The following is a 21799-nucleotide window of genomic DNA, read 5'->3' as shown; positions in this document are numbered from 1 at the left end:
CCCGGCGCCAGGGCCGGAGCCGGCGGCCCATCCAGCGCGAAATGGCGGCGGCCACGGCGCGATACAAGGGGGCCTGCCCGTTCAGCGGATGCCTAACGGCCAAACCGCAGGTTCCGGTATACTGGTCCGCTTCCTTCCAGAAACTGGCGCCACCGACCGTGGTGCCCTTCGCCGATGTCCATCGAACGCCTGCGCAACATCGCCATCGTCGCCCACGTCGACCATGGCAAGACCACCCTCGTCGACCAGCTGCTCAAGCAGTCCGGCACCTTCGACGAGCGCACCCAGCTCGCCGAGCGCGTGATGGACAGCGGCGACATCGAAAAGGAACGTGGCATCACGATCCTGTCCAAGAACACCGCCATCCGCTGGACCAACCCCAATACGGGCGAGGACTGGCGCATCAACATCGTCGACACCCCGGGCCACGCCGACTTCGGCGGCGAGGTCGAGCGCGTGCTGTCGATGGTCGACTCGGTGCTGATCCTGGTCGACGCGATGGACGGCCCGATGCCGCAGACCCGCTTCGTCACCCAGAAGGCGTTCGCGATGGGCTTCAAGCCGATCGTGGTGGTCAACAAGGTCGACCGCCCCGGCGCGCGTGCCAGCTGGGTGCTGGACCAGACCTTCGACCTGTTCGACCGCCTGGGCGCGACCGACGAACAGCTCGACTTCACCACCGTCTACGCCAGCGGCCTGCAGGGCTACGCCGGCATGGACGAGAGCGTGCGCGAAGGCGACATGACCCCGCTGTTCGAAGCCATCTGCGAGCACGTGCCCGCGCCGCCGGTCGATCCGGACGGTCCGTTCCAGATGCGCGTGACCTCGCTGGACTACAACAACTACGTCGGCATCATTGGTGTCGGCCGCATCCAGCGCGGCAAGGTCAAGCCCAACCAGACCGTCACCGTGATCGACCGCGAGGGCAAGACCCGCAGCGGCAAGGTGCTGCAGGTGCTGGGCTTCATGGGCCTGGAGCGGCTCGAGGTGCCCGAAGCGCAGGCCGGCGACATCATCGCGTTCAGCGGCATCGAGGGCATCGGCATTTCCGACACCCTGTGCGATCCGTCGGCCGTGGAACAGCTGCCGGTGCTGGCGGTGGACGAACCCACCATCTCGATGACCTTCCAGGTCAACGACTCGCCGTTCGCCGGCGTCAAGGACCGCAGCGGCGGCAAGTTCCTGACCTCGCGCCAGCTGCGCGACCGCCTGGCCCGCGAGACCGCGCACAACGTGGCGCTGAAGGTGGAGGACACCCAGGACGCCGACAAGTTCAAGGTCTCCGGCCGCGGCGAGCTGCACCTGTCGATCCTGATCGAGAACATGCGCCGCGAAGGCTACGAGCTGGCCGTGTCGCGCCCCGAGGTCATCATCAAGGAAATCGACGGCATCATGCAGGAGCCGTACGAGTCGCTGGTCGTCGACATGGACGAGCAGTTCCAGGGCGGCGTCATGGGCCGCCTGGGCGAGCGCAAGGCGCTGCTGCAGAACATGGAGCCCGACGGCAAGGGCCGCGTGCGCCTGGACTACATCATCCCCGCGCGTGGCCTGATCGGCTTCCAGACCGAGTTCCGCACCCTGACCGCGGGCACCGGCCTGCTGTTCCACGTATTCGACCACTACGGCCCGAAGTCCGAAGGCAGCATCGGCCAGCGCATCAACGGCGTGCTGATCTCCAACGGTACCGGTCCGTCGCCGGCCTACGCGCAGATCGCGATGCAGGAACGCGGCCGCCTGTTCATCGAGCCGGGCGAGGAGATCTACGAAGGCCAGATCGTCGGCATCAACGCCAAGGACAACGACCTCACCGTCAATGCCCTGCGCGGCAAGCAGCTGACCAACTTCCGCGCCTCGGGCAAGGACGATGACGAAGGCCTGATTCCGCCGATCAAGTTCTCGCTGGAACAGGCGCTGGAGTTCATCGACGACGACGAACTGGTCGAAGTCACGCCCAAGCAGATCCGCCTGCGCAAGAAGTTCCGCACCGAGAACGACCGCAAGCGCGCCTCACGCGCGGCTTGACCGCGGCGGTACACGGCACGGCGATGGAGGCGCAGTCGCAGTACAACCCGGATCCGCACGCGCATCCGGGGCTGCATGCCATCGCAGTATTCGAGGCGGCCAAGGGCCTGGTGGCCCTGCTGGCCGCCGTCGGGCTGGTGTGGGCCGGCCCGGCCGTGCTGCAGCATGCCCTCGACGGGCTGGCGGCAAAGCTGCACCTCAACCCCTCGCACGGGCCGGTCGCGTCGCTGTTGCGCGGCATCAACCCCGAATCCATCGGCATCGCCGTCGCCGTCACGCTCGCCTATGCGCTCATGCGCTTCGTCGAGGCGTGGGGTCTGTGGCAGGCCAAGGCCTGGGGCTCATGGCTGGGGTGCATCGGCGCGGCGGTCTACCTGCCCTTTGAGCTGTACGCGTTGATCCGCCGTCCCGGCTGGCTGGAGGTCGCGGTGCTGACCATCAACCTGCTCGTGGTCTGGATCCTGGGCCGCGACCTGGCCAAACGGCGCCGGTAACCCCCTGGCCCCAGCTTGACCGCAGTCGCAATCCACGCACTTGCCTCGCCTCCCCCGCGGCCGGGGCGCTATCCTCGGGTGCGCACTTCCGCGAAAGGGGAATCGCAATGCGAATGCTTGTCCTGGCTGCGCTGGTCGTGGCCACGGCGGCGTGTGACCGCGTGTCCATGCCGAACCTGTCGTTCGAGGACCCGGCCAACAAGGCCAAGGCCGCCGCACCGGCCGGGGACGACTTCGCCTTCGCCGAAATGGACATCGCCAGCCTGCAGGCGCGCATGGCGCGCGGCGAACTGACCAGCCGGGCGCTCACCCAGGCCTATCTGGACCGCATCGCCGCCATCGACGACGCAGGCCCGAAACTCAATGCCGTGCTCGAACTCAACCCGCTGGCCCTGCAGGAGGCAGAGACCCGCGATGCGGAACGTCGCGCCGGTCGGGTCCGCGGACCGCTGCACGGCATCCCGGTACTGCTCAAGGACAACATCGACGCCACCCCCATGGCGAACTCGGCGGGCACGCTGGCGCTGGCCAACCACCAGCCGAAGGCTGACGCCTTCCTGGTGGGCCGCCTGCGGGCGGCCGGTGCCGTGGTCCTGGGCAAGACCAACCTGAGCGAATGGGCCAATTTCCGCTCCAGCCGCTCCACGTCCGGCTGGAGCAGCCGCGGCGGGCTCACGCGCAATCCTTACGTGCTTGACCGCAATGCCTGCGGCTCGAGCTCCGGTACCGGCGTGGCGATCGCCGCCAGCCTGGCCGCCGTCGGTGTCGGTACCGAGACCGACGGCAGCATCATCTGCCCGTCCGCCGTGAACGGCCTGGTAGGCGTCAAGCCAACGGTGGGACTGGTCAGCCGCAGCGGCATCATCCCCATCTCACGGACCCAGGACACCGCCGGCCCGATGGCGCGCAGCGTGGCCGATGCCGCCGCCCTGCTGTCGGTGCTGGTGGGCCGCGACGAACGCGATCCGGTCACCGCCGACAGCAGCGGACGCGCGGTGTTCGATTACGAAGCGCGGCTGCGCCCCGACGCGCTGCGCGGCGCACGCCTGGGCGTGGTGCGGCAGGCCATGGGCTACCACGCCGCCACCGACGCGGCGATGGAACGCGCCATCGCCGCCATGCGCAGGGCCGGCGCGGAAGTAGTCGATGTCATCGTGCCGACCTGGGGACAATGGGACGCCGCCGAATCGCTGGTCCTGCTCCACGAATTCAAGGCAGGCGTGGAGCACTACCTCGCCAGCAGCGGCGCCCCGGTATCCACGCTCGCGCACGTCATCGACTACAACCAGCGCCACTCCCAGGCGACGATGCCGCACTTCGGCCAGGAACTGCTCGAGCAGGCACGGGCGACGAACTCGCTGGGAGATCCGGTTTACCTCAGCGCGCGTTCCGATGCGCGGCGTCTGGCCCGTACCGAAGGCCTGGAAGCCACCTTGGCCGCCCACGGCCTGGATGCCCTCATCGCGCCGGCCACCTCCCCGGCCTGGCGCACCGACCTTGCCCAGGGTGACCGCTTCCTTGGCGCAGGCTACAGCCTGGCAGCAGTGGCCGGCACCCCGAGTGTGACCGTCCCCATGGGCGACGTGAAGGGCCTGCCGGTCGGCGTCATATTCATGGGGCCGGCGTGGAGCGAGCCGCGGCTGCTCGGCCTGGCCTACAGCTTCGAGCAGGCCACTAGGGCGCGCAAGGCACCCCGCTTCGTCGCCAGCATCGGCGCCGATCCTGCACCGCTGCCGGCGGCCATACCGGCACCGGTGGAGCTTCCGTCGGCGGCCACCCCATCGGACGACCGGCCGCGGTAAGCACGTCGCGGGAACGACAAAAGGCCGCAGGACACCCTGCGGCCTTTCGCCCTAATCCGCCATGGCGGAGTGTGGATCACGCCGGCGCGGAAATCTGCTCCTGCTTGCGCACGATCAGCATCGCCACTTCCAGCGCCTGCTCGTAGTTGAGGCGTGGGTCCACGGTCGAGTGGTAGGCGCGCTCCAGATCGCTCTCGGTCAGCTCTCGCGCACCGCCCAGGCACTCGGTCACGTCCTCGCCGGTCAGCTCCAGATGCACGCCACCCAGGCGCGTGCCGGCGGCCGCGTGCAGGTCCAGCGACTGCTCCAGCTCGCTGCGGATGTTGCGGAACCGACGCGTCTTGTAGCCATTGCTGGTGCTTTCGGTGTTGCCGTGCATCGGATCGCACACCCACAGCACGCGCCTGCCATCGCGACGCACCGCCTCCAGCAACGGCGGCAGCTTCTCCTCGATCTGCGTCGCGCCCATGCGGTGGATGAAGGTCAGGCGCCCGGGCTCGTCTTCCGGATTGAGCACGTCGATCACGCGCAGCAGCTGGTCCGGCGTAACCGTCGGTCCGACCTTGATCGCGATCGGGTTGCGGATGCCCCGGAAGTACTCCACGTGCGCGCCGTCCACTGCGGCGGTACGCATGCCGATCCACGGGAAATGCGTGCTGAGGTTGAACCAGCCCCAGTGGCGCGGCACCTGCCGGGTCTGCGACTCCTCGTAGGGCAGCAGCAACGCCTCGTGCGAGGTGTAGAAATCCACCCGGTTGAGGTTGTGCACCTGCGCGCCCGACAACGTCTCCATGAACCGCACCGCGTCACCGATGCCGTTCACCATCCGCCGGTATTCATCGGCCAGCGGCGAGTGCCCCACCCAGCTCAGGTTCCAGTACTCGGGGTGGTGCAGGTCGGCGAAGCCACCATCGATCAGCGAACGCACGAAGTTCATGGTCATCGCCGAACGCGCGTGGCCCTTGATCATCCGCCGCGGGTCGGGCACGCGCGCCTCGGCGGTGAACGCCGGCGCGTTGACCAGGTCGCCACGGTAGCTGGGCAGCGTCACCCCGTCGATGGTCTCGGTATCGGAGGAGCGCGGCTTGGCGTACTGGCCGGCGAAGCGGCCCACGCGCACCACCGGCTTGCGCAGCCCGTGCACCAGCACCAGGCTCATCTGCAGCAGCACCTTGAGCCGGTTGGAGATCACCCCCGACGAGCACGACGCGAAGGTCTCGGCGCAATCACCACCCTGCAGCAGGAAACGCTTGCCGTCCTGCGCCTCGGCGATCTGCTCCTTGAGCGACAGGATCTCCCACGAGGTCACCAGCGGCGGCAACGTGCGCAGTTCCACCAGCGCCTCTTCCAACGCCTCTGCATCGGGATACTGCGGCAGTTGCAGCGCCGGATAAGCACGCCAGGACGACGGGGTCCACTCGCTGGGCAGGTTCACGGATTGCAGGGTGCGGGGGGGATTGGGCATGTTGGTCACGACGGTTGTTGCGGAGCAGCAAGCCCATCATCCGCCCCGCTCCGGCGCGCTGCAACCGTTACGTCGGCAACCTTGGAGGGACCGTCAGGCGCGACGGAACGCCGCGTACAGCGCCCACAGCCCGAGCAGCACGAACCACACCAGGCTCCACCACGGCATCGACAGCCCGAGGAAGGTCCAGTCGATGTCGCCGCAGTTGCCGGTGGCGGTCAGCACCTTGCGGATCACGTCCGTGGTGGACATCGTCTCGCGCATGAACGACAGCGGCACGCCGCAGCTCGCCGTCGGCGACGGGAACATCTGGATCCACACGTGGCGGGCCGCGATACCGATGCCTACCAGTGCGGCCAGCCCTGCCAACACGCCATAACCTCGGCGCCCGGCGCCGCGCGGAGCATGCAATCCGCCCAGCAGGAACACCAACCCCAGCCCCGCGAACGCCAGGCGCTGGAAGATGCACAAATTGCATGGCTCAAGGCCGCCGTGGAGCTGCAGATAGATCGCGTACGCCAGCAACGCCACGCACGTGGCAAAACCGAGCAGGAACTGGGTACGGAACGATCCGCGCAGGAAGGTATTGATCATGCGTGAAGCTTAACCCCTGCATGCAACGGATAGGAATGCACACGATACAGCAAAAAGCTCCGGGCGTCGGCTCATCAAGAGGTTCGGGGGGCTCTCCGGCATGACGCCTGTGCCGAGTCGATCACGCTGGCTCGGCACTGGAAAAGCAAAAGCCCCGGACTGGCCGGGGCTTTGCAGTTACGCCGACGCCAGAGCATCGGTGAGCCAGCGCGTCGGATTACTCCGCTGCCGCCGGACGGTCGAGCAACTCGACGTAGGCCATCGGCGCGTTGTCACCGGCGCGGAAGCCGCACTTCAGGATGCGGGTGTAACCGCCGTTGCGCGCGGCGTAGCGCGGGCCCAGCGTGGTGAACAGGGTGCCCACGGCCTCCTTGTCGCGCAGGCGCGAGAAGGCCAGGCGGCGGTTGGCAACGCCATCGACCTTGGCCAGGGTGATCAGCGGCTCGGCAACGCGGCGCAGCTCCTTGGCCTTCGGCAGGGTGGTGCGGATCAGGCCGTGCTTGATCAGCGAGGCGGCCATGTTGGTGAACATCGCATCGCGGTGGGCGCTGGTGCGGTTGAACTTGCGGCCGGACTTCTGGTGGCGCATGGGTTTGTTTCCTTAAAAGTTAATGTTGTGACGTTGAATTTCGCTGTCGCCATCCCGGCGTTGATGCTTGGACTGCGGATGGTCCGTGCCGGCCCTCCGTGACCGGACATGTCGCGGGCATTTGGCCCGTCGACGAAGTACTGCGTTGTTGCGGTGCTGCGTTCCTACGGTGTTGGCGGGGATCCAGGACGGCCCCCCCCCCTGCCCGGCGCAGCGCGCCGGGCGTTCGCCCAAGCGCGCGGCCGTACCGCGCAAGCGGCTTGGGCTCACCCCATCATGCCGTGCGAGGCAATGCCCGCCGGCGGCCAGTTCTCAAGCTTCATGCCGAGCGAAAGACCACGCTGGGCGAGGACTTCCTTGATCTCGGTGAGCGACTTCTTGCCCAGATTCGGGGTCTTGAGCAACTCGACCTCGGTCTTCTGGATCAGATCGCCGACGTAGTAGATGCTCTCGGCCTTCAGGCAGTTGGCCGAACGCACGGTCAGCTCCAGGTCGTCGATCGGGCGCAGCAGGATCGGGTCGACACCGGCACCCTTCGTCTGCGTTACGCCGCGGTCGCGCTGGGTGAAGTCGCCGAACACCGACAGCTGGTCGGTGATGATCTCGGCCGCGGTGCGGATCGCTTCCTCGGCATCGATCGTGCCGTTGGTCTCGATGTCCAGCACCAGCTTGTCCAGGTCGGTGCGCTGCTCCACGCGGGCCGCTTCCACGGCATACGCGACGCGGCGGACCGGCGAGAAGCTGGCGTCCAGCATCAGGCGACCCAGAGCGCGGGTCTCCTCGTCCGGGCGGCGACGAGTCGCAGCCGGCTGGTAGCCGAAACCGCGCTCGATCTTGAGGCGCATGTTCAGTGCCGTGTCCTTGGTCAGGTGGCAGATCACATGTTCCGGATTGAGGATCTCGACGTTGTGGTCGGTCTTGATGTCACCGGCGGTGACGATGCCCGGGCCCTGCTTGGACAGGGACAGGGTCGACGCATCGCCCGTATGCATGCGGATGGCGACGTCCTTGAGGTTCAGCAGAACCTCCAGCACGTCCTCTTCCAGGCCTTCCACGGTGGTGTACTCGTGCAGCACGCCGTCGATCTCGACTTCGGTGATCGCGAAGCCGGGAATGGACGAGAGCAGCACGCGGCGCAGCGCATTGCCGAGGGTGTGGCCGTAGCCACGCTCCAGCGGCTCGATCACGACCTTCGCACGGTTGCCCGTGAGGCGCTCGATCTGGGGACCGCGGGGGCGCAGTACCTGGTTTGCGGTTACCGTCATTGGGTGGTGTCTCCTGCGTTTCCCCCGGCGGGGGCCGGGGGATTCAAAGTCATTACTTCGAGTACAGCTCGACGATCAGCGCTTCGTTGATGTCGGCCGGCAGGTCAGCACGGTCCGGAACGGCCTTGAAGACGCCCGCGAACTTCTTGCTGTCCACCTCGACCCACGACGGCGACAGGTCCATCTGCTGCGCCACGGACAGGGATTCCTGCACGCGAAGCTGCTTCTGGGCACGCTCGGAGAGCGCGATCGCGTCGCCGGCCTTGACCTGGTACGACGGCAGGTTCACCGACTTGCCGTTGATCGTCACGCCACGGTGCGAAACCAGCTGGCGGGCGGCCGGACGGGTCACCGCGAAGCCCATGCGGTAGACGACGTTGTCCAGGCGGGTCTCGAGCAGCTGCAACAGGTTCTCACCGGTGTTGCCCTTCTTGTTCGAGGCCTTCTTGTAGTAGTTGCGGAACTGGCGCTCCAGCAGACCGTAGATACGCTTGACCTTCTGCTTTTCACGCAGCTGGGTGGCGTAGTCCGACAGCTTGCCCTTGCGGGCGGTCGGACCGTGCTGGCCGGGCTTCTGCTCCAGCTTGCACTTCGAGTCGAGGGCGCGAACGGGCGACTTCAGCGAGAGGTCGGCGCCTTCGCGGCGGGAGAGCTTACACTTGGGACCAATATAACGTGCCATGTCTCTTCAGCTCCTCAGACGCGGCGCTTTTTCGGCGGACGGCAGCCGTTGTGCGGAATCGGCGTGACGTCGATGATGTTGGCGATCTTGTAGCCGACGTTGTTCAGCGAACGAACGGCGGACTCGCGACCCGGACCCGGACCCTTGATACGCACTTCGAGCGTCTTCAGGCCGTAATCGAGGGCGGCACGACCGGCCTTTTCGGCGGCAACCTGGGCCGCGAACGGGGTCGACTTGCGGGAGCCGCGGAATCCGGCGCCGCCCGAGGTCGCCCAGCTCAGTGCATTGCCCTGGCGGTCGGTGATCGTGACGATGGTGTTGTTGAAAGAAGCGTGGACGTGGGCGATGCCGTCGGTGACGACGCGCTTGATCTTCTTCTTTGTCTTGGCTGCAGCAGGCTTGGCCATGATCTATACCCCTTACTTCTTGATGGCCTTGCGCGGACCCTTGCGGGTACGGGCGTTGGTACGGGTACGCTGGCCACGCAGCGGCAGGCCGCGACGATGGCGCAGGCCACGGTAGCTGCCCAGGTCCATCAGGCGCTTGATGGCGATACCGACCTCACGGCGCAGGTCGCCCTCCACGACGTACTTGCCGATCTCGGCGCGCAGGCGCTCGACTTCCGGCTCGGACAGGTCGCGGATCTTGGTGGTCTTGGTGACGCCGGCGGCGTCGCAGACCTGTTTGGAACGGGTACGGCCAATGCCGTAGATGCTTTGCAGCCCGACCCAGACGTGCTTCTGGGCAGGCAGGTTGACGCCAGCAATACGCGCCATAACGCGATCTCCAACTTGGTTTGGCGGCCGGATGAGTTCATCCGGCGGAGTGAATCGACAAGTTTATCAAGGTCTCGGTCCAATAGGAAGCGCTGCGGGGCCCAAGGGCACCGCAGCAACTCCGGCATGGGGAGTGTGCCCATGCTCCGGCGACGAGAGGGAGCTGTCTGGGAGAGGCTGTCTAACCCCTCTCCCGACCCCCCGCGCTACTCTGGCGCGGGGACCGGCTCCAACTCACCCGTGCGCGAGACCGCCGCCCAGGTCGCCCTTCTTGTCGTCAATCCGCCGCTGGTGCGGAGACGCCAAACAACTTTCTCAACCGCGCGGCAGGCCGCGCGAGCCACCCTTCAGGTTGGCCTTTTTCAGCAGGCTTTCGTACTGGTGCGACATCAGGTGGGCCTGGATCTGGGCAATGAAGTCCATCACCACCACCACCACGATCAGCAACGAAGTACCGCCAAAGTAGAACGAAGTGCCCATCTGGGTACGCATCACTTCCGGCAACAGGCAGACCACCACCAGGTAGATGGCACCGGCCGCCGTCAAGCGGGTCAGCACGCCATCGATGTAGTCCGCCGTGGCCTTGCCCGGACGAATGCCCGGGATCAGCGCGCCCGACTTCTTCAAATTATCCGCCGTTTCCTGGGAGTTGAACACCAGTGCGGTATAGAAGAAAGCAAAGCCGGCGATCAACCCCGCGTACAACACCATGTGCAGCGGCTCACCAGGGTTCAACATGTTGCTGAGCTTGAGCAGCCACGAGTTGGAGCTGCCTTGGGCAAACCAGGTCGCCGCGGTCGCCGGGAACATCACGATGCTGGAGGCGAAGATGGCGGGGATCACGCCCGACATGTTCAGCTTGAGCGGCAGGAACGAGGATTGGTTCATGTACGCGTTGCGCCCACCCTGGCGCCGCGCGTAGTTCACCGTGATCCGCCTCTGACCGCGCTCGACGAACACGACCAGGTATGTGAAGCCCAGCACGATCAGCACCACCAGGATGGCAACGATGGGACTCATGTCGCCGTTGCGGATCTGCTCGAACATGCCGATCAGCGCTGACGGGAGTCCGGCCACGATGCCGGCGAAGATGATGAGCGACACGCCGTTGCCGACGCCACGCTCGGTCACCTGCTCACCCAGCCACATCAGGAACATGGTACCGGCGGTCAGCGCGATCACTGCGGTGATGACGAAACCCGGGCCCGGGTTGTACACCACCGGGATGCCCTGGCTGGCGCCACCGGCCTGCAGCGCCGTCGCGATACCCCACGCCTGGAAGATGGCGAGCGGAATCGCGCCCATGCGAGACCACTGGTTGATGCGCTTGCGGCCCGATTCGCCTTCCTTCTGGATGGCCTTCAGGCTCGGCATGATCTGGGTGAGCAGCTGGACGATGATCGACGACGAGATGTAGGGCATCACGTTCAGCGCCAACAGGCTGAAACGCTCCAGCGCACCACCGGAGAACATGTTGAACATGTCCACGATGGTGCCCTGCTGGGTCTCCATCAGGCGGAGCATCGCTTCCGGATTGACGCCCGGCACCGGGATGTAGCAACCGATGCGGTAGACGATCAGAGCACCGATTACAAACAACAGACGTTGGCGGAGCTCGGTGAACTTACCGAGCCCGCCGCCTACGCCGGCCATCGCGTTGCCGCTCCGCGCCATGCGTCGATTACTCCCCGACCTTGCCGCCAGCCGCTTCGATCGCGGCCTTGGCACCGGCGGTCGCCAGCAGGCCCTTCAGCACGAAGGCCTTGCTCAGCTCGCCCTTCTTCACGATCTTGGCCTGCTTGGCGGTGCTCGGCACCAGCTTGGCAGCGCGCAGGGCCGCGAAGTCGACCTCACCGGCCTCCAGCTTGTCCAGCTGGTACAGCAGCACTTCGGCGGTGTCGTTCTTCAGCTTGGAGCGGAAGCCGACCTTCGGCAGGCGCATGTACATCGGCATCTGGCCGCCTTCGAAGCCGGCCTTGATCTTGCCCTTGCCGGCACGTGCGAACGAGCCCTTGTGGCCGCGGCCGGCAGTCTTGCCCAGGCCCGAACCGATACCACGACCGACGCGGGTACGCTCCTGGCGGGCGCCCTCGGCGGGTTGCAGAGTGTTGAGACGCATGATGATTACTCCTCCACGCGGACGAGGTAGTGGAGCTGGTTGATCAGGCCGCGAACCTGCGGGCTGTCCTTGAGCTCACGGACGCTGTTCAGCTTGCCCAGGCCCAGCGCCTTCACCGACAGGCGGTGACGCGACTGGGTACCCCGCAGGCCCTTGACCAGGCGCACCTTGATGGTGCCGCCGGCAGCTTCGTTCTTAGCCATTGATCAGATCCTCCACCTTCTTGCCACGCTTGGCCGCGATCTGCGACGGCGAGTGCATGTCGGTCAGGCCCTTGATGGTGGCGCGGACCAGGTTGATCGGGTTGCGCGAGCCGACGGCCTTGGCCAGCACGTTCTTCACGCCCACGGCTTCGAGCACGGCGCGCATCGCGCCACCGGCGATCACGCCGGTACCTTCCGAAGCCGGCTGCATGAACACGCGCGCGGCGCCATGGCCGGACTTGACGGCATGCCACAGGGTGCCGTTGTTCAGGTCGACGTTGTTCATCGCCTTGCGGGCATATTCCATCGACTTCTGGATGGCAACCGGCACTTCGCGCGCCTTGCCATAGCCAAAGCCGACCTTGCCGTTGCCGTCGCCGACAACGGTCAGCGCAGTGAAGGTGAACTGGCGACCGCCCTTGACGGTCTTGCTGACGCGGTTGACCGCGATCAGCTTCTCGATCATGCCGTCGTCGATCTCTTCGCGGTTACGGTCGCGATCACGACCCCGCGGTGCACGTTCTTCTGCCATTTTCGAATGCTCTGTAGTTGAGGGATTTGCGGCTTGGCCGCTTATGGTTGTGGGTACTTCGGGCGTTCCGCGCTCCCGGCAACCCGGAGGGCACGTCCGACGAAAGGCCTCGTCGGCGGCGAAATGCTTGCAATGCAGGAGGCGTGGGGACGAATCCCCACGCCTTCAAGCATCAGAACTGCAGGCCACCTTCACGGGCAGCTTCGGCCAGCGCCTTGATGCGACCGTGGTAGCGGTAGCCCGAGCGGTCGAAGGCGACCTTCTCGATGCCGGCGGCCTTGGCGCGCTCGGCGACCAGGCGACCGACCTTTGCGGCGGCATCGGCGTTCTTGCCGTTCTTCAGGCCTTCCTTGACGTCGGTCTGCAAGGTCGAGGCCGAAGCCAGGACTTTGGAGCCGTCGGCGGTGAAGACCTGGGCGTACAGGTGCTGGCCGGTGCGCAGCACCGACAGGCGCGGCACGCCGAGTTCGCGGATGTGTGCACGGGTCGACTTGGCGCGACGCAGGCGAGCGGTGTTCTTGTTCATGATCTGGTCTCCGAAAGCTGAAGGCTTCGCTGAGCGGACCGACCGTTACCGGTCGGATCCGGTCCGCATTAGGCCTTCTTGGCTTCCTTGCGGATGATGACTTCGCCGGCGTACTTCACGCCCTTGCCCTTGTACGGCTCCGGCGGACGGAAACCGCGGATCTTGGCGGCGACCTCGCCGACCAGCTGCTTGTCGGCGCCGGTCACCACGACTTCCGTCTGGGTCGGCGTGGCGATGGTGATGCCTTCCGGCGCCGGGAACAGGATCGGGTGCGAGTAGCCCAGCGACAGGTTCAGGTCCTTGCCCTGCATCGCGGCGCGGTAACCCACGCCCACCAGCTCGAGCTTGCGCTCGAAGCCTTCGGACACGCCCTTCACCATGTTGGCGAGGATGGCACGCAGGGTGCCGGTCAGCGGGATCAGCGCGGCATCTTCGGTCGAGAACACGGCGTGACCGTCTTCGACCTTCACTTCGATGGCGGCCGGCTTGGCGATCGACAGGGTACCCTTCGGGCCCTTGGCGGCGATCGATTCGGCCTGGATGTTCAGTTCAACGCCCTTGGCCAGGGCGATCGGCTTCTTGGCAACACGGGACATGGTTCAGTTCTCCCTTAGGCCACGAAGCACAGGACTTCACCGCCGACGCCCTGCTGGCGCGCCTGCGCATCGGTCATGATGCCCTTGGAGGTGGAAATGATGGCGACGCCCAGGCCGCCCAGGACCTTCGGCAGTTCGCTCTTGCCGCGGTACTGGCGCAGGCCCGAACGGGAGTAGCGCTGGAGGCGCTCGATCACCGGCTTGCCTTCGAAGTACTTCAGCACGATCTCCAGCTCGGCCTTGGCGCCGTCCTGGGTCACGCGGAAATCAGCGATGTAGCCTTCGTTCTTCAGAACGGTGGCGATCGCGGCCTTGATCTTGGACGACGGCATCTTCACCGTCTGCTTCCGGACAGCGGCCGCATTCTTGATGCGGACCAGCATGTCGGCGATGGGATCAGTCATGCTCATGGATGTTTCCTTATGAGTGCACCGATATCCGCAGTATGCGAATTCAGTTGTAACAACGAGTTCCCCGCCCTGGGGCGGGGAACTCGCAATGGTACAAGAACCGGCTGGGGTTTACCAGCTGGCCTTGCGCAGGCCCGGCACGTCGCCACGCATGGTGGCTTCGCGGAGCTTGTTGCGGCCCAGACCGAACTTGCTGTACACGGCGCGCGGACGGCCGGTCAGCGCACAACGGGTGGTCTGGCGCGAAGCCGAGGAGTCGCGCGGCAGCTTCTGCAGCTTGGTCGCGGCATCCATCTTCTCTTCGTACGAAGCGGTCTGGCTGGAGACGATCTTCTTCAGCGCTTCGCGCTTCGCACCGTGCTGCTTGGCAAGCTTGGCCCGCTTGATCTCACGGTTGACCATGGAGGTCTTGGCCATTGTGTCAGTCCTCGAGTATCAGTTGCGGAACGGGAAACGGAAGGCTTCGAGCAGCGCCTTGGCCTCGGCATCGGTCTTCGCGGTCGTGGTGATCGCGATGTCCATGCCACGGACCGCGTCGACGGCGTCGAAGTCGATTTCCGGGAAGATGATCTGTTCCTTCACGCCCATGTTGTAGTTGCCACGGCCGTCGAACGCGCGACCCGACACGCCACGGAAGTCGCGGACGCGCGGCAGCGAGATGTTGATCAGGCGATCGAGGAACTCGAACATCTTGGCGCGACGCAGGGTCACCTTGCAGCCGATCGGCCAGCCGTCGCGGATCTTGAACGACGCAACCGAGACGCGGGTCTTGGTCACGATCGGCTTCTGACCCGAGATCTTGGTCATGTCGGCCACGGCGTTCTCAAGCACCTTCTTGTTGGTGGCCGCTTCGCCCACGCCCATGTTCAGCGTGACCTTGACGAGGCGCGGCACTTCCATCGGGTTCTTGTAGCCGAACTTCTTGGTCAGCTGCGGAACGACTTCTTCCTGGTAGAACTTTTCAAGCCGGGTGGTCATTTATGCATTCCTCAGGCGTCAACCGCCTCACCGCTGGAGCGGAACACACGCAGTTTGCGTCCATCCTCCAGCACCTTGAAACCGACGCGTTCACCCTTGCCAGTGGCCGGGTTGAAGAGCATCACGTTGGAAATGTGGATCGGCGCTTCGCGCTCGACCACGCCGCCCGGCTGGCCAGCCTGGGGGTTCGGCTTGGTGTGGCGCTTGATGATGTTGATGTTGGACACGACGACCTTGTCGCCGGCCACGCGCACCACATCACCCTTCTTGCCCTTGTCCTTGCCGGAGATTACGACGACCTGGTCGCCCTTGCGGATACGGTTCATTTTCTATTCCTCCGCTCAGAGCACTTCAGGCGCCAGCGAGACGATCTTCATGAACTTCTCGGAACGCAGCTCGCGGGTCACAGGCCCGAAGATACGGGTACCGATCGGTTCCTGCTTGTTGTTCAGGAGCACGGCGGCGTTGCCGTCGAAGCGGATCAGCGAGCCGTCCGGACGGCGCACGCCCTTGCGGGTACGCACCACGACGGCGTCATAGACGTCGCCCTTCTTGACCTTGCCGCGCGGGATCGCGTCCTTCACGGTGACCTTGATGATGTCGCCAATCGCGGCGTAACGGCGCTTGGAGCCGCCGAGCACCTTGATGCACATCACTTCCTTGGCACCGGAGTTGTCGGCCACGTCGAGGTAGCTTTGCATCTGGATCATGGTTAGCTCTCCTCTTACTCGGCCACGCGGCTGACGATCTCAACCACGCTCCAGTTCTTGGTCTTGGACATCGGCGCAATCTCCTTCACGCGCACGACATCGCCTTCCTTGCAGGCGTTGTCGGCGTCGTGGGCGTGGAGCTTGGTCGAGCGACGGATGTACTTGCCGTACAGCGCGTGCTTGACCTGGCGCTCGACGAGCACGGTGACGGTCTTGTCCATCTTGTTGCTGACGACCCGGCCTTCAACCGTGCGAATCGCCTTCTCTGTATTGTTGTCGGTCATTGCAGGGTCCTTACTTCTTGTCGCCCAGCAGCATGTTGACGCGAGCGATCTCGCGGCGCACGCGGCGGACGTCATGGGTCTTGGCGAGCTGGCCGGTCGCCTTCTGCATGCGCAGGGCGAACTGCTCCTTCTGGAGGTCCAGCAGGTGGGACTTCAGCTCGTCAGCCGACTTTTCGCGCAGTTGCTTGAGTTCCATTAGCGCACCGTACGGGTAACGAAAGTGGTGGTCACCGACAGCTTGGCGGCGGCCAGGCGGAACGCCTCGCGTGCCACTTCCTCGCTGACGCCCTCGATCTCATAGATCATGCGGCCGGGCTGGATCTGGGCCACCCAGTACTCGACGCTGCCCTTGCCGGAGCCCATGCGGACTTCGATGGGCTTCTTGGTGATCGGCTTGTCCGGGAACACGCGGATCCACATCTTGCCGCCACGCTTCACGTAACGGCTGATGGAACGACGCGCGGCCTCGATCTGGCGCGCGGTCAGCTGACCGTGCGCCGTCGCCTTCAGGCCGAATTCGCCAAAGCTGACGGCATTGCCGCTCCAGCTCAGGCCTTCGTTGCGGCCCTTGTGTACCTTGCGGTACTTGGTTCGCTTGGGTTGCAGCATGTTGGGTTACCTCGCTTCGCGGGCCGGGCGGGCCGGACGGTCGTTGCGATCACGACGGTCACCGCGGTCGCCGCGCTCAGCGCGCGGGGCGGCGTCGTCCTGCTTCTCCTGGCCAACCTGGGAGAAATCGAAGATTTCACCGCGGTAGACCCACGTCTTGATGCCGATGATGCCGTAGGTCGTCTTGGCTTCAGCGAAGCCATAGTCGATGTCGGCACGCAGCGTGTGCAGCGGCACGCGGCCTTCGCGGTACCACTCCGAACGGGCGATTTCCGCACCGTTGAGGCGGCCAGCGACGTTGACCTTGATGCCCAGGGCGCCCAGGCGCATCGCGTTGCCGACCGCACGCTTCATGGCGCGACGGAACATGATGCGGCGCTCCAGCTGCTGCGCGATCGACTCGGCGACCAGCTGCGCGTCGAGCTCCGGCTTGCGGACCTCGGTGACGTTGATGTGCGCCGGAACGCCCATCACGTCGGAGACTTCCTTGCGCAGCTTCTCGATGTCCTCGCCGCGCTTGCCGATCACCACGCCCGGGCGGGCGGTGTGGATCGTGACGCGGGCGTTGTTGGCCGGACGCTCGATGAAGATCTTCGAGATGCCGGCCTGCGCCAGCTTCTTGCGCAGCATTTCGCGGACCTTGAGGTCAGCCGCCAGGAACTCGGCGTACTGCTTCTTGTTGGCAAACCACTTGGAATTCCAGTCCTTGGCGATGCCCAGGCGGATGCCGGTCGGATGAACTTTATGACCCATTGTCTGACTCCGCCTTACTTGCCCGCGCCCACGACCACAGTGATGTGGCTGGTGCGCTTGAGGATGCGGGTGCCGCGGCCCTTCGCTCGCGCCATGAAGCGCTTCAGCGTCGGACCCTCGTCCACCATGATGGTCTTGACCTTGAGCTCGTCGATGTCGGCGCCCTGGTTGTTCTCGGCGTTGGCGATGGCGGACTCCACGACCTTGCGGATCATGTGGGCAGCCTTCTTGTCCGAGAACTTCAGCAGGTTGACGGCGCGTTCAGCCGACAGGCCACGGACCTGGTCGGCGACCAGGCGGGCCTTCTGCGGGGAGATGCGCGCGGTGCGCAGGATTGCTTTCGCTTCCATGGTCATCTCCTTACTTCGACTTCTTGTCGCCGCCATGACCCTTGAACGTCCGGGTCAGGGCGAACTCGCCGAGCTTGTGGCCAACCATGTTCTCGTTGACAAGCACGGGGATGTGGTTCTTGCCGTTGTGCACGGCAATCGTGAAACCGATCATCTCGGGGAGGATCGTCGAGCGACGCGACCAGGTCTTGATCGGCTTCTTGTTGTTGCCCGCGGTCTCCACCTTCTTGGCGAGGTGGTGATCGATGAACGGGCCCTTCTTGAGTGAACGTGCCATGGCCGATTAGCTCCTACGATCGCGCACGATGAACTGCTGGGTGCGCTTGTTCTTGCGGGTCTTGTAACCCTTGGTCGGCACGCCCCACGGGGTGACCGGATGCGGGTTGCCCTGGCCGGCCTTGGCCTCACCACCGCCGTGCGGGTGGTCGACCGGGTTCATGGCCGCGCCGCGGACGGTCGGCTTGACGCCGCGCCAGCGCTTGGCACCGGCCTTACCCAGCTTCTCGAGGCTGTGCTCGTCGTTGCCGACTTCGCCGATGGTGGCGCAGCACTCGACCGGCACCTTGCGCATTTCGCCGGAGCGCAGGCGCAGGGTGGCGTAGCCGTGCTCACGCGCGACCAGGTACACGCCGGCACCGGCCGCACGGGCCATCTGGGCGCCCTTGCCCGGCTTCATCTCGACGCAATGCACCGTGGTGCCGACCGGGATGTTGCTCAGCGGCAGGGTGTTGCCGGTGCGGATGGGGGCGTCACGGCCCGCGATCACCTGGTCGCCGGCCTTCAGGCCCTTCGGCGAGATGATGTAGCGACGCTCGCCGTCCACGTAGCACAGCAGCGCGATGTGCGCGGTGCGGTTCGGGTCGTACTCGACGCGCTCGACGCGGGCGGGGATGCCGACCTTGTCGCGCTTGAAGTCGATGATGCGGTAGTGCTGCTTGCTGCCACCACCGATATGACGGGTGGTGATGCGGCCGTAGTTGTTGCGGCCACCGGTCTTGTTCTGCTTTTCAAGGAGCGGCGCGTGCGGCGCGCCCTTGTGCAGGTCCGGCGTCACCACGCGGACCGCGCTGCGGCGGCCGGCGGAGGTGGGCTTGAAAGTCATCAATGCCATGGGTGTCTATCCTCAGGCCTTGGCCATCACGTCGATCGACTGGCCATCGGCCAGCTTCACGTACGCCTTGCGCCAGTCGTTGCGACGACCTTCGCGGAACTTGAAGGACTTGGTCTTGCCCTTGACGTTCACGACGTTGACCGCTTCAACCTTGACGTCGAACAGCTTTTCCACGGCGACCTTGATGTCGGCCTTGGTAGCGTCCGTCGCGACTTCGAAGACGTATTGGTTGGAAACTTCCTGCAGGCGAGCGGTCTTTTCGGACACGCGCGGCGCACGGATGATGTTGTAGAGCTTGGCGTCGTTCATGCCAGCCACTCCTCGATCTTCTTCACCGCGTCGGCGGTGACCACGACCGTATCCGCACCCACGAGGGCGACCGGATCCAGGCCCTGGACATCACGCACCTGGACATACGGCAGGTTGCGGGCCGAGAGGTACAGGTTCTCGGTGGCGTCTTCGGTGACGATCAGCGGACGCTGGCCGACTTCCAGACCCTTGAGCTTGGCGACCAGGCCCGAGGTCTTCGGAGCATCGAGCTCGAAGTTCTCGACGACCATGATGCGGCCCTGGCGGTTGAGCTCGGACAGGATCGCGGCGATCGCGGCGCGATACATCTTGCGGTTGACCTTCTGCGCGAAGCTGCGCGGCTTGGCCGCGAAGGTCACGCCGCCGCCGACGAAGATCGGAGCCGTCAGCGCGCCATGACGCGCACCGCCGCCCTTCTGCTTCTTCGACTTCTTGGTCGTGCCGTTGACTTCCGCACGGGTCTTCTGCGCCTTGGTACCGGCGCGACCGGCGTTGCGGTAGGCAACGACCACCTGGTGGACCAGGTCTTCGCTGAATTCGCGGCCGAAGATCGCGTCGGAGACCGAGACGGTCTTGCTGCTGTTATTGATGGCGAGTTCCATCGTCATCGTCTCCCTTATGCCTTGCTCGTCGGACGGACGATCACGTCGCCACCCGGAGCGCCCGGCACCGCGCCCTTGACGGCGATCAGGCCGCGCTCGGCGTCGACCTTGACCACTTCCAGGCCCTGGGTGCTCTGCTGCACGGCGCCCATGTGACCGGCCATCTTCTTGCCCGGGAACACGCGACCCGGGGTCTGACGCTGACCGATGGAGCCCGGTGCGCGATGCGACAGCGAGTTACCGTGGGTGGCGTCGCCCATGGTGAAGTTCCAGCGCTTGATGGTGCCCTGGAAGCCCTTGCCCTTGGTCACGCCCTGCACGTCGACGGTCTGGCCGACTTCGAAGATGTCGGCCTTGATCTCGCCGCCGACTTCGAAGCCACCGATCAGTTCGTCGGCAACGCGGAACTCCCACAGGCCACGACCGGCTTCGACCTTCGCCTTGGCGAGGTGGCCGGCTTCCGGCTTGTTGATCAGCGCGGCGCGCTTGGCACCGACGGTGACCTGCACGGCGCTGTAGCCGTCGGTGTCCTGGGTCTTGATCTGGGTGATGCGGTTCGGAGTGGCCTCGATGAGGGTCACGGGAACCGACTTGCCGTCCTCGGTGAAGAGGCGGCTCATGCCGGCCTTGCGACCGACGATGCCCAACGAATACTTCTTCGCGGTCATGGTGGTGGCCTCAGGTCAGCTTGATCTGGACGTCAACGCCCGCCGCGAGTTCGAGCTTCATCAGCGCGTCCACGGTCTTGTCGTTGGGGTCGACGATGTCGAGCACGCGCTTGTGCGTGCGGGTCTCGTACTGGTCGCGCGCATCCTTGTCGGCGTGCGGCGAAACGAGAATGGTGTAACGCTCGATCTTGGTCGGCAGCGGGATCGGGCCCTTGACCTGGGCACCGGTACGCTTGGCCGTCTCAACGATCTCGCTGGCCGAGCGATCGATCAGACGATGATCGTACGCCTTCAGCCGGATTCGGATCTTTTGGTCCGCCATGACGGTATTCCTTCGTTAAAGAGCGACGGGCCGGCCTCCGGGTGTGCCGAACCCCATGAAAACGCAAACACCCCGGGGCTACACCCTCGCCCCGGAGCCTCCTTGCCAGAAAAGCAAAGGCAGATCGGTTTCCCGACCCGCCCAGACTGAGCAGAACGCACGAAAGGCCCCGTTTAGCGTTCCTTGGTTGCCCTGAACTCAACAAGTTCGGGGCCCGGAACGTACGGAGCTCGCCGTGCGACATATCCCTGTCTGGCGAATACGAGGCGCATCCTGCTCCTCATTTCGCTGGTTGCGACCCCTCGAATGAACGAGTTGCCGCAGTGGTCGTGCATTCTAACCGGATATCCACAACCAGTGCAAGCACGGCTGCAACAAACCCTGGAACTGCTCCGACCGGTTCAGCATTGGCGACTAGCACCGCCAATACCGCCCCACGTCCTCCCCGGCGTTATCCGGCCCCGAAGGGCCGGATGATCGGCGGGAGTCAACTCGACAGCAACGCTGTCGTGTTAACCGTTCTTACTTGAGGATCTTGGCGACGACGCCGGCGCCGACGGTGCGGCCGCCTTCGCGGATCGCGAAACGCAGGCCTTCGTCCATCGCCACCGGGTTGATCAGGGTGACCACCATCTTGATGTTGTCACCCGGCATCACCATCTCCACGCCTTCCGGCAGTTCCACCGCACCGGTGATGTCGGTGGTGCGGAAGTAGAACTGCGGACGGTAGCCCTTGAAGAACGGGGTGTGGCGGCCGCCTTCGTCCTTCGACAGCACGTACACCTCGGCCTCGAACGTGGTGTGCGGGGTGATCGAACCCGGCTTGGCCAGCACCTGGCCACGCTCCACGTCGTCACGCTTGGTGCCGCGCAGCAGCAGGCCCGCGTTGTCGCCCGCCTGGCCCTGGTCCAGCAGCTTGCGGAACATCTCGACGCCAGTGACGGTCGTCTTCTGGGTCGGACGGATACCGACGATTTCGATTTCGTCGCCGACCTTGATGATGCCGCGCTCGATACGGCCGGTCACCA

33 protein-coding genes are annotated in these 21799 nt (G+C 65.3%); 3 read left to right on the top strand and 30 right to left on the bottom strand.

Annotation, left to right across the window (positions count from 1 at the left end; all coding sequences use genetic code 11):
* Positions 1-174: 174 nt before the first annotated feature.
* The 3 genes from typA to IP93_RS11785 all read left to right on the top strand — a co-directional run bounded on the left by typA (position 175) and on the right by IP93_RS11785 (position 4318).
* A complete protein-coding gene (typA, locus tag IP93_RS11795; protein ID WP_144815904.1) occupies positions 175-2022 on the top strand; it encodes a translational GTPase TypA in 1848 nt (615 codons plus the stop codon).
* Between the two features lie 23 nt (positions 2023-2045).
* On the top strand, positions 2046-2516 hold the full coding sequence (locus tag IP93_RS11790; RefSeq protein ID WP_144816187.1) for a DUF2127 domain-containing protein: 471 nt from the start codon (positions 2046-2048) through the stop codon (positions 2514-2516).
* 167 nt (positions 2517-2683) lie between these two features.
* Complete coding sequence (locus tag IP93_RS11785; RefSeq protein WP_425480051.1) at positions 2684-4318, top strand: amidase; 1635 nt, start codon at positions 2684-2686, stop codon at positions 4316-4318.
* 76 nt (positions 4319-4394) lie between these two features.
* Here the strand turns inward: IP93_RS11785 and IP93_RS11780 are convergent, their stop codons facing one another.
* From IP93_RS11780 to IP93_RS11635, 30 genes are all read right to left on the bottom strand, one after another.
* Positions 4395-5783 carry a class II 3-deoxy-7-phosphoheptulonate synthase gene (locus IP93_RS11780; protein WP_144815899.1) on the bottom strand — a complete coding sequence of 463 codons (1389 nt, stop codon included), beginning with the start codon at positions 5781-5783 and terminating at the stop codon, positions 4395-4397.
* 93 nt (positions 5784-5876) lie between these two features.
* On the bottom strand, positions 5877-6374 hold the full coding sequence (locus IP93_RS11775) for a disulfide bond formation protein B (RefSeq protein ID WP_144816185.1): 498 nt from the start codon (positions 6372-6374) through the stop codon (positions 5877-5879).
* Between the two features lie 220 nt (positions 6375-6594).
* A complete protein-coding gene (gene rplQ / locus IP93_RS11770) occupies positions 6595-6966 on the bottom strand; it encodes a 50S ribosomal protein L17 (RefSeq protein WP_144815896.1) in 372 nt (123 codons plus the stop codon).
* Positions 6967-7232: 266 nt separating this feature from the next.
* Positions 7233-8231 carry a DNA-directed RNA polymerase subunit alpha gene (locus IP93_RS11765; RefSeq protein WP_144815895.1) on the bottom strand — a complete coding sequence of 333 codons (999 nt, stop codon included), beginning with the start codon at positions 8229-8231 and terminating at the stop codon, positions 7233-7235.
* Positions 8232-8283: 52 nt separating this feature from the next.
* Positions 8284-8913: a 30S ribosomal protein S4 gene (rpsD, locus tag IP93_RS11760; RefSeq protein WP_144815892.1), complete on the bottom strand. Its 630-nt coding sequence runs from the start codon at positions 8911-8913 to the stop codon at positions 8284-8286.
* A 14-nt stretch (positions 8914-8927) separates the two neighbouring features.
* Positions 8928-9320 (bottom strand): 30S ribosomal protein S11, encoded by a 393-nt coding sequence (gene rpsK, locus IP93_RS11755; protein WP_036137822.1) that lies wholly within the window; start codon positions 9318-9320, stop codon positions 8928-8930.
* A gap of 12 nt (positions 9321-9332) precedes the next feature.
* Positions 9333-9689 carry a 30S ribosomal protein S13 gene (rpsM, locus tag IP93_RS11750; RefSeq protein ID WP_144815887.1) on the bottom strand — a complete coding sequence of 119 codons (357 nt, stop codon included), beginning with the start codon at positions 9687-9689 and terminating at the stop codon, positions 9333-9335.
* A 315-nt stretch (positions 9690-10004) separates the two neighbouring features.
* A complete protein-coding gene (gene secY, locus IP93_RS11745; protein ID WP_144815886.1) occupies positions 10005-11363 on the bottom strand; it encodes a preprotein translocase subunit SecY in 1359 nt (452 codons plus the stop codon).
* 7 nt (positions 11364-11370) lie between these two features.
* On the bottom strand, positions 11371-11814 hold the full coding sequence (gene rplO, locus IP93_RS11740; protein ID WP_199747216.1) for a 50S ribosomal protein L15: 444 nt from the start codon (positions 11812-11814) through the stop codon (positions 11371-11373).
* A complete protein-coding gene (rpmD, locus tag IP93_RS11735) occupies positions 11814-12011 on the bottom strand; it encodes a 50S ribosomal protein L30 (protein ID WP_036137832.1) in 198 nt (65 codons plus the stop codon). The genes rplO and rpmD overlap by 1 nt, the downstream gene beginning before the upstream one ends.
* Positions 12004-12543 (bottom strand): 30S ribosomal protein S5, encoded by a 540-nt coding sequence (gene rpsE, locus IP93_RS11730; RefSeq protein WP_052108139.1) that lies wholly within the window; start codon positions 12541-12543, stop codon positions 12004-12006. The genes rpmD and rpsE overlap by 8 nt, the downstream gene beginning before the upstream one ends.
* Before the next feature lie 172 nt (positions 12544-12715).
* Positions 12716-13069 (bottom strand): 50S ribosomal protein L18, encoded by a 354-nt coding sequence (rplR, locus tag IP93_RS11725; protein ID WP_144815880.1) that lies wholly within the window; start codon positions 13067-13069, stop codon positions 12716-12718.
* A 68-nt stretch (positions 13070-13137) separates the two neighbouring features.
* A complete protein-coding gene (rplF, locus tag IP93_RS11720) occupies positions 13138-13665 on the bottom strand; it encodes a 50S ribosomal protein L6 (RefSeq protein ID WP_144815879.1) in 528 nt (175 codons plus the stop codon).
* Positions 13666-13679: 14 nt separating this feature from the next.
* Complete coding sequence (gene rpsH, locus IP93_RS11715) at positions 13680-14075, bottom strand: 30S ribosomal protein S8 (protein ID WP_144815876.1); 396 nt, start codon at positions 14073-14075, stop codon at positions 13680-13682.
* A 111-nt stretch (positions 14076-14186) separates the two neighbouring features.
* On the bottom strand, positions 14187-14492 hold the full coding sequence (gene rpsN / locus IP93_RS11710; protein WP_144815873.1) for a 30S ribosomal protein S14: 306 nt from the start codon (positions 14490-14492) through the stop codon (positions 14187-14189).
* A gap of 18 nt (positions 14493-14510) precedes the next feature.
* Complete coding sequence (gene rplE, locus IP93_RS11705) at positions 14511-15053, bottom strand: 50S ribosomal protein L5 (RefSeq protein ID WP_144815870.1); 543 nt, start codon at positions 15051-15053, stop codon at positions 14511-14513.
* A gap of 11 nt (positions 15054-15064) precedes the next feature.
* Positions 15065-15379 carry a 50S ribosomal protein L24 gene (gene rplX, locus IP93_RS11700; RefSeq protein ID WP_036137850.1) on the bottom strand — a complete coding sequence of 105 codons (315 nt, stop codon included), beginning with the start codon at positions 15377-15379 and terminating at the stop codon, positions 15065-15067.
* Positions 15380-15394: 15 nt separating this feature from the next.
* Positions 15395-15763, bottom strand: a complete 369-nt coding sequence (gene rplN / locus IP93_RS11695; protein WP_036137852.1) for a 50S ribosomal protein L14 — start codon at positions 15761-15763, stop codon at positions 15395-15397.
* A gap of 14 nt (positions 15764-15777) precedes the next feature.
* Positions 15778-16047 carry a 30S ribosomal protein S17 gene (rpsQ, locus tag IP93_RS11690; RefSeq protein ID WP_144815868.1) on the bottom strand — a complete coding sequence of 90 codons (270 nt, stop codon included), beginning with the start codon at positions 16045-16047 and terminating at the stop codon, positions 15778-15780.
* Between the two features lie 10 nt (positions 16048-16057).
* A complete protein-coding gene (rpmC, locus tag IP93_RS11685; RefSeq protein WP_036137857.1) occupies positions 16058-16243 on the bottom strand; it encodes a 50S ribosomal protein L29 in 186 nt (61 codons plus the stop codon).
* Positions 16243-16656 (bottom strand): 50S ribosomal protein L16, encoded by a 414-nt coding sequence (gene rplP / locus IP93_RS11680; protein WP_144815865.1) that lies wholly within the window; start codon positions 16654-16656, stop codon positions 16243-16245. Before rplP ends, rpmC begins: the two co-directional genes overlap by 1 nt.
* Before the next feature lie 6 nt (positions 16657-16662).
* Positions 16663-17409 (bottom strand): 30S ribosomal protein S3, encoded by a 747-nt coding sequence (gene rpsC / locus IP93_RS11675; protein WP_144815864.1) that lies wholly within the window; start codon positions 17407-17409, stop codon positions 16663-16665.
* A 14-nt stretch (positions 17410-17423) separates the two neighbouring features.
* Entirely contained in the window at positions 17424-17759 is a 336-nt protein-coding gene (gene rplV, locus IP93_RS11670; RefSeq protein ID WP_036137913.1) for a 50S ribosomal protein L22, read from the bottom strand.
* Between the two features lie 10 nt (positions 17760-17769).
* Positions 17770-18036 carry a 30S ribosomal protein S19 gene (gene rpsS, locus IP93_RS11665; protein ID WP_144815861.1) on the bottom strand — a complete coding sequence of 89 codons (267 nt, stop codon included), beginning with the start codon at positions 18034-18036 and terminating at the stop codon, positions 17770-17772.
* Positions 18037-18042: 6 nt separating this feature from the next.
* Positions 18043-18870, bottom strand: coding sequence for a 50S ribosomal protein L2 (rplB, locus tag IP93_RS11660; RefSeq protein WP_144815858.1), 828 nt, complete (start codon positions 18868-18870; stop codon positions 18043-18045).
* Between the two features lie 12 nt (positions 18871-18882).
* Positions 18883-19179: a 50S ribosomal protein L23 gene (gene rplW / locus IP93_RS11655; protein ID WP_144815856.1), complete on the bottom strand. Its 297-nt coding sequence runs from the start codon at positions 19177-19179 to the stop codon at positions 18883-18885.
* Positions 19176-19781, bottom strand: coding sequence for a 50S ribosomal protein L4 (gene rplD, locus IP93_RS11650; RefSeq protein WP_144816183.1), 606 nt, complete (start codon positions 19779-19781; stop codon positions 19176-19178). The genes rplW and rplD overlap by 4 nt, the downstream gene beginning before the upstream one ends.
* Before the next feature lie 14 nt (positions 19782-19795).
* Entirely contained in the window at positions 19796-20449 is a 654-nt protein-coding gene (gene rplC / locus IP93_RS11645; protein ID WP_144815853.1) for a 50S ribosomal protein L3, read from the bottom strand.
* 10 nt (positions 20450-20459) lie between these two features.
* The gene (gene rpsJ / locus IP93_RS11640; protein WP_036137876.1) at positions 20460-20771 is read right to left on the bottom strand and encodes a 30S ribosomal protein S10; all 312 of its coding nucleotides are present in this window, start codon (positions 20769-20771) and stop codon (positions 20460-20462) included.
* A 522-nt stretch (positions 20772-21293) separates the two neighbouring features.
* Positions 21294-21799, bottom strand: a 506-nt coding sequence (locus IP93_RS11635; RefSeq protein ID WP_242006853.1) for an EF-Tu C-terminal domain-related protein, incomplete at its 5' end; no start/stop codon positions are given.

Origin of the sequence: Aerolutibacter ruishenii (assembly GCF_007830115.1) — a bacterium.
Lineage (GTDB): Bacteria > Pseudomonadota > Gammaproteobacteria > Xanthomonadales > Xanthomonadaceae > Aerolutibacter > Aerolutibacter ruishenii.
This window is presented reverse-complemented; position numbering and strand designations above follow the sequence as displayed.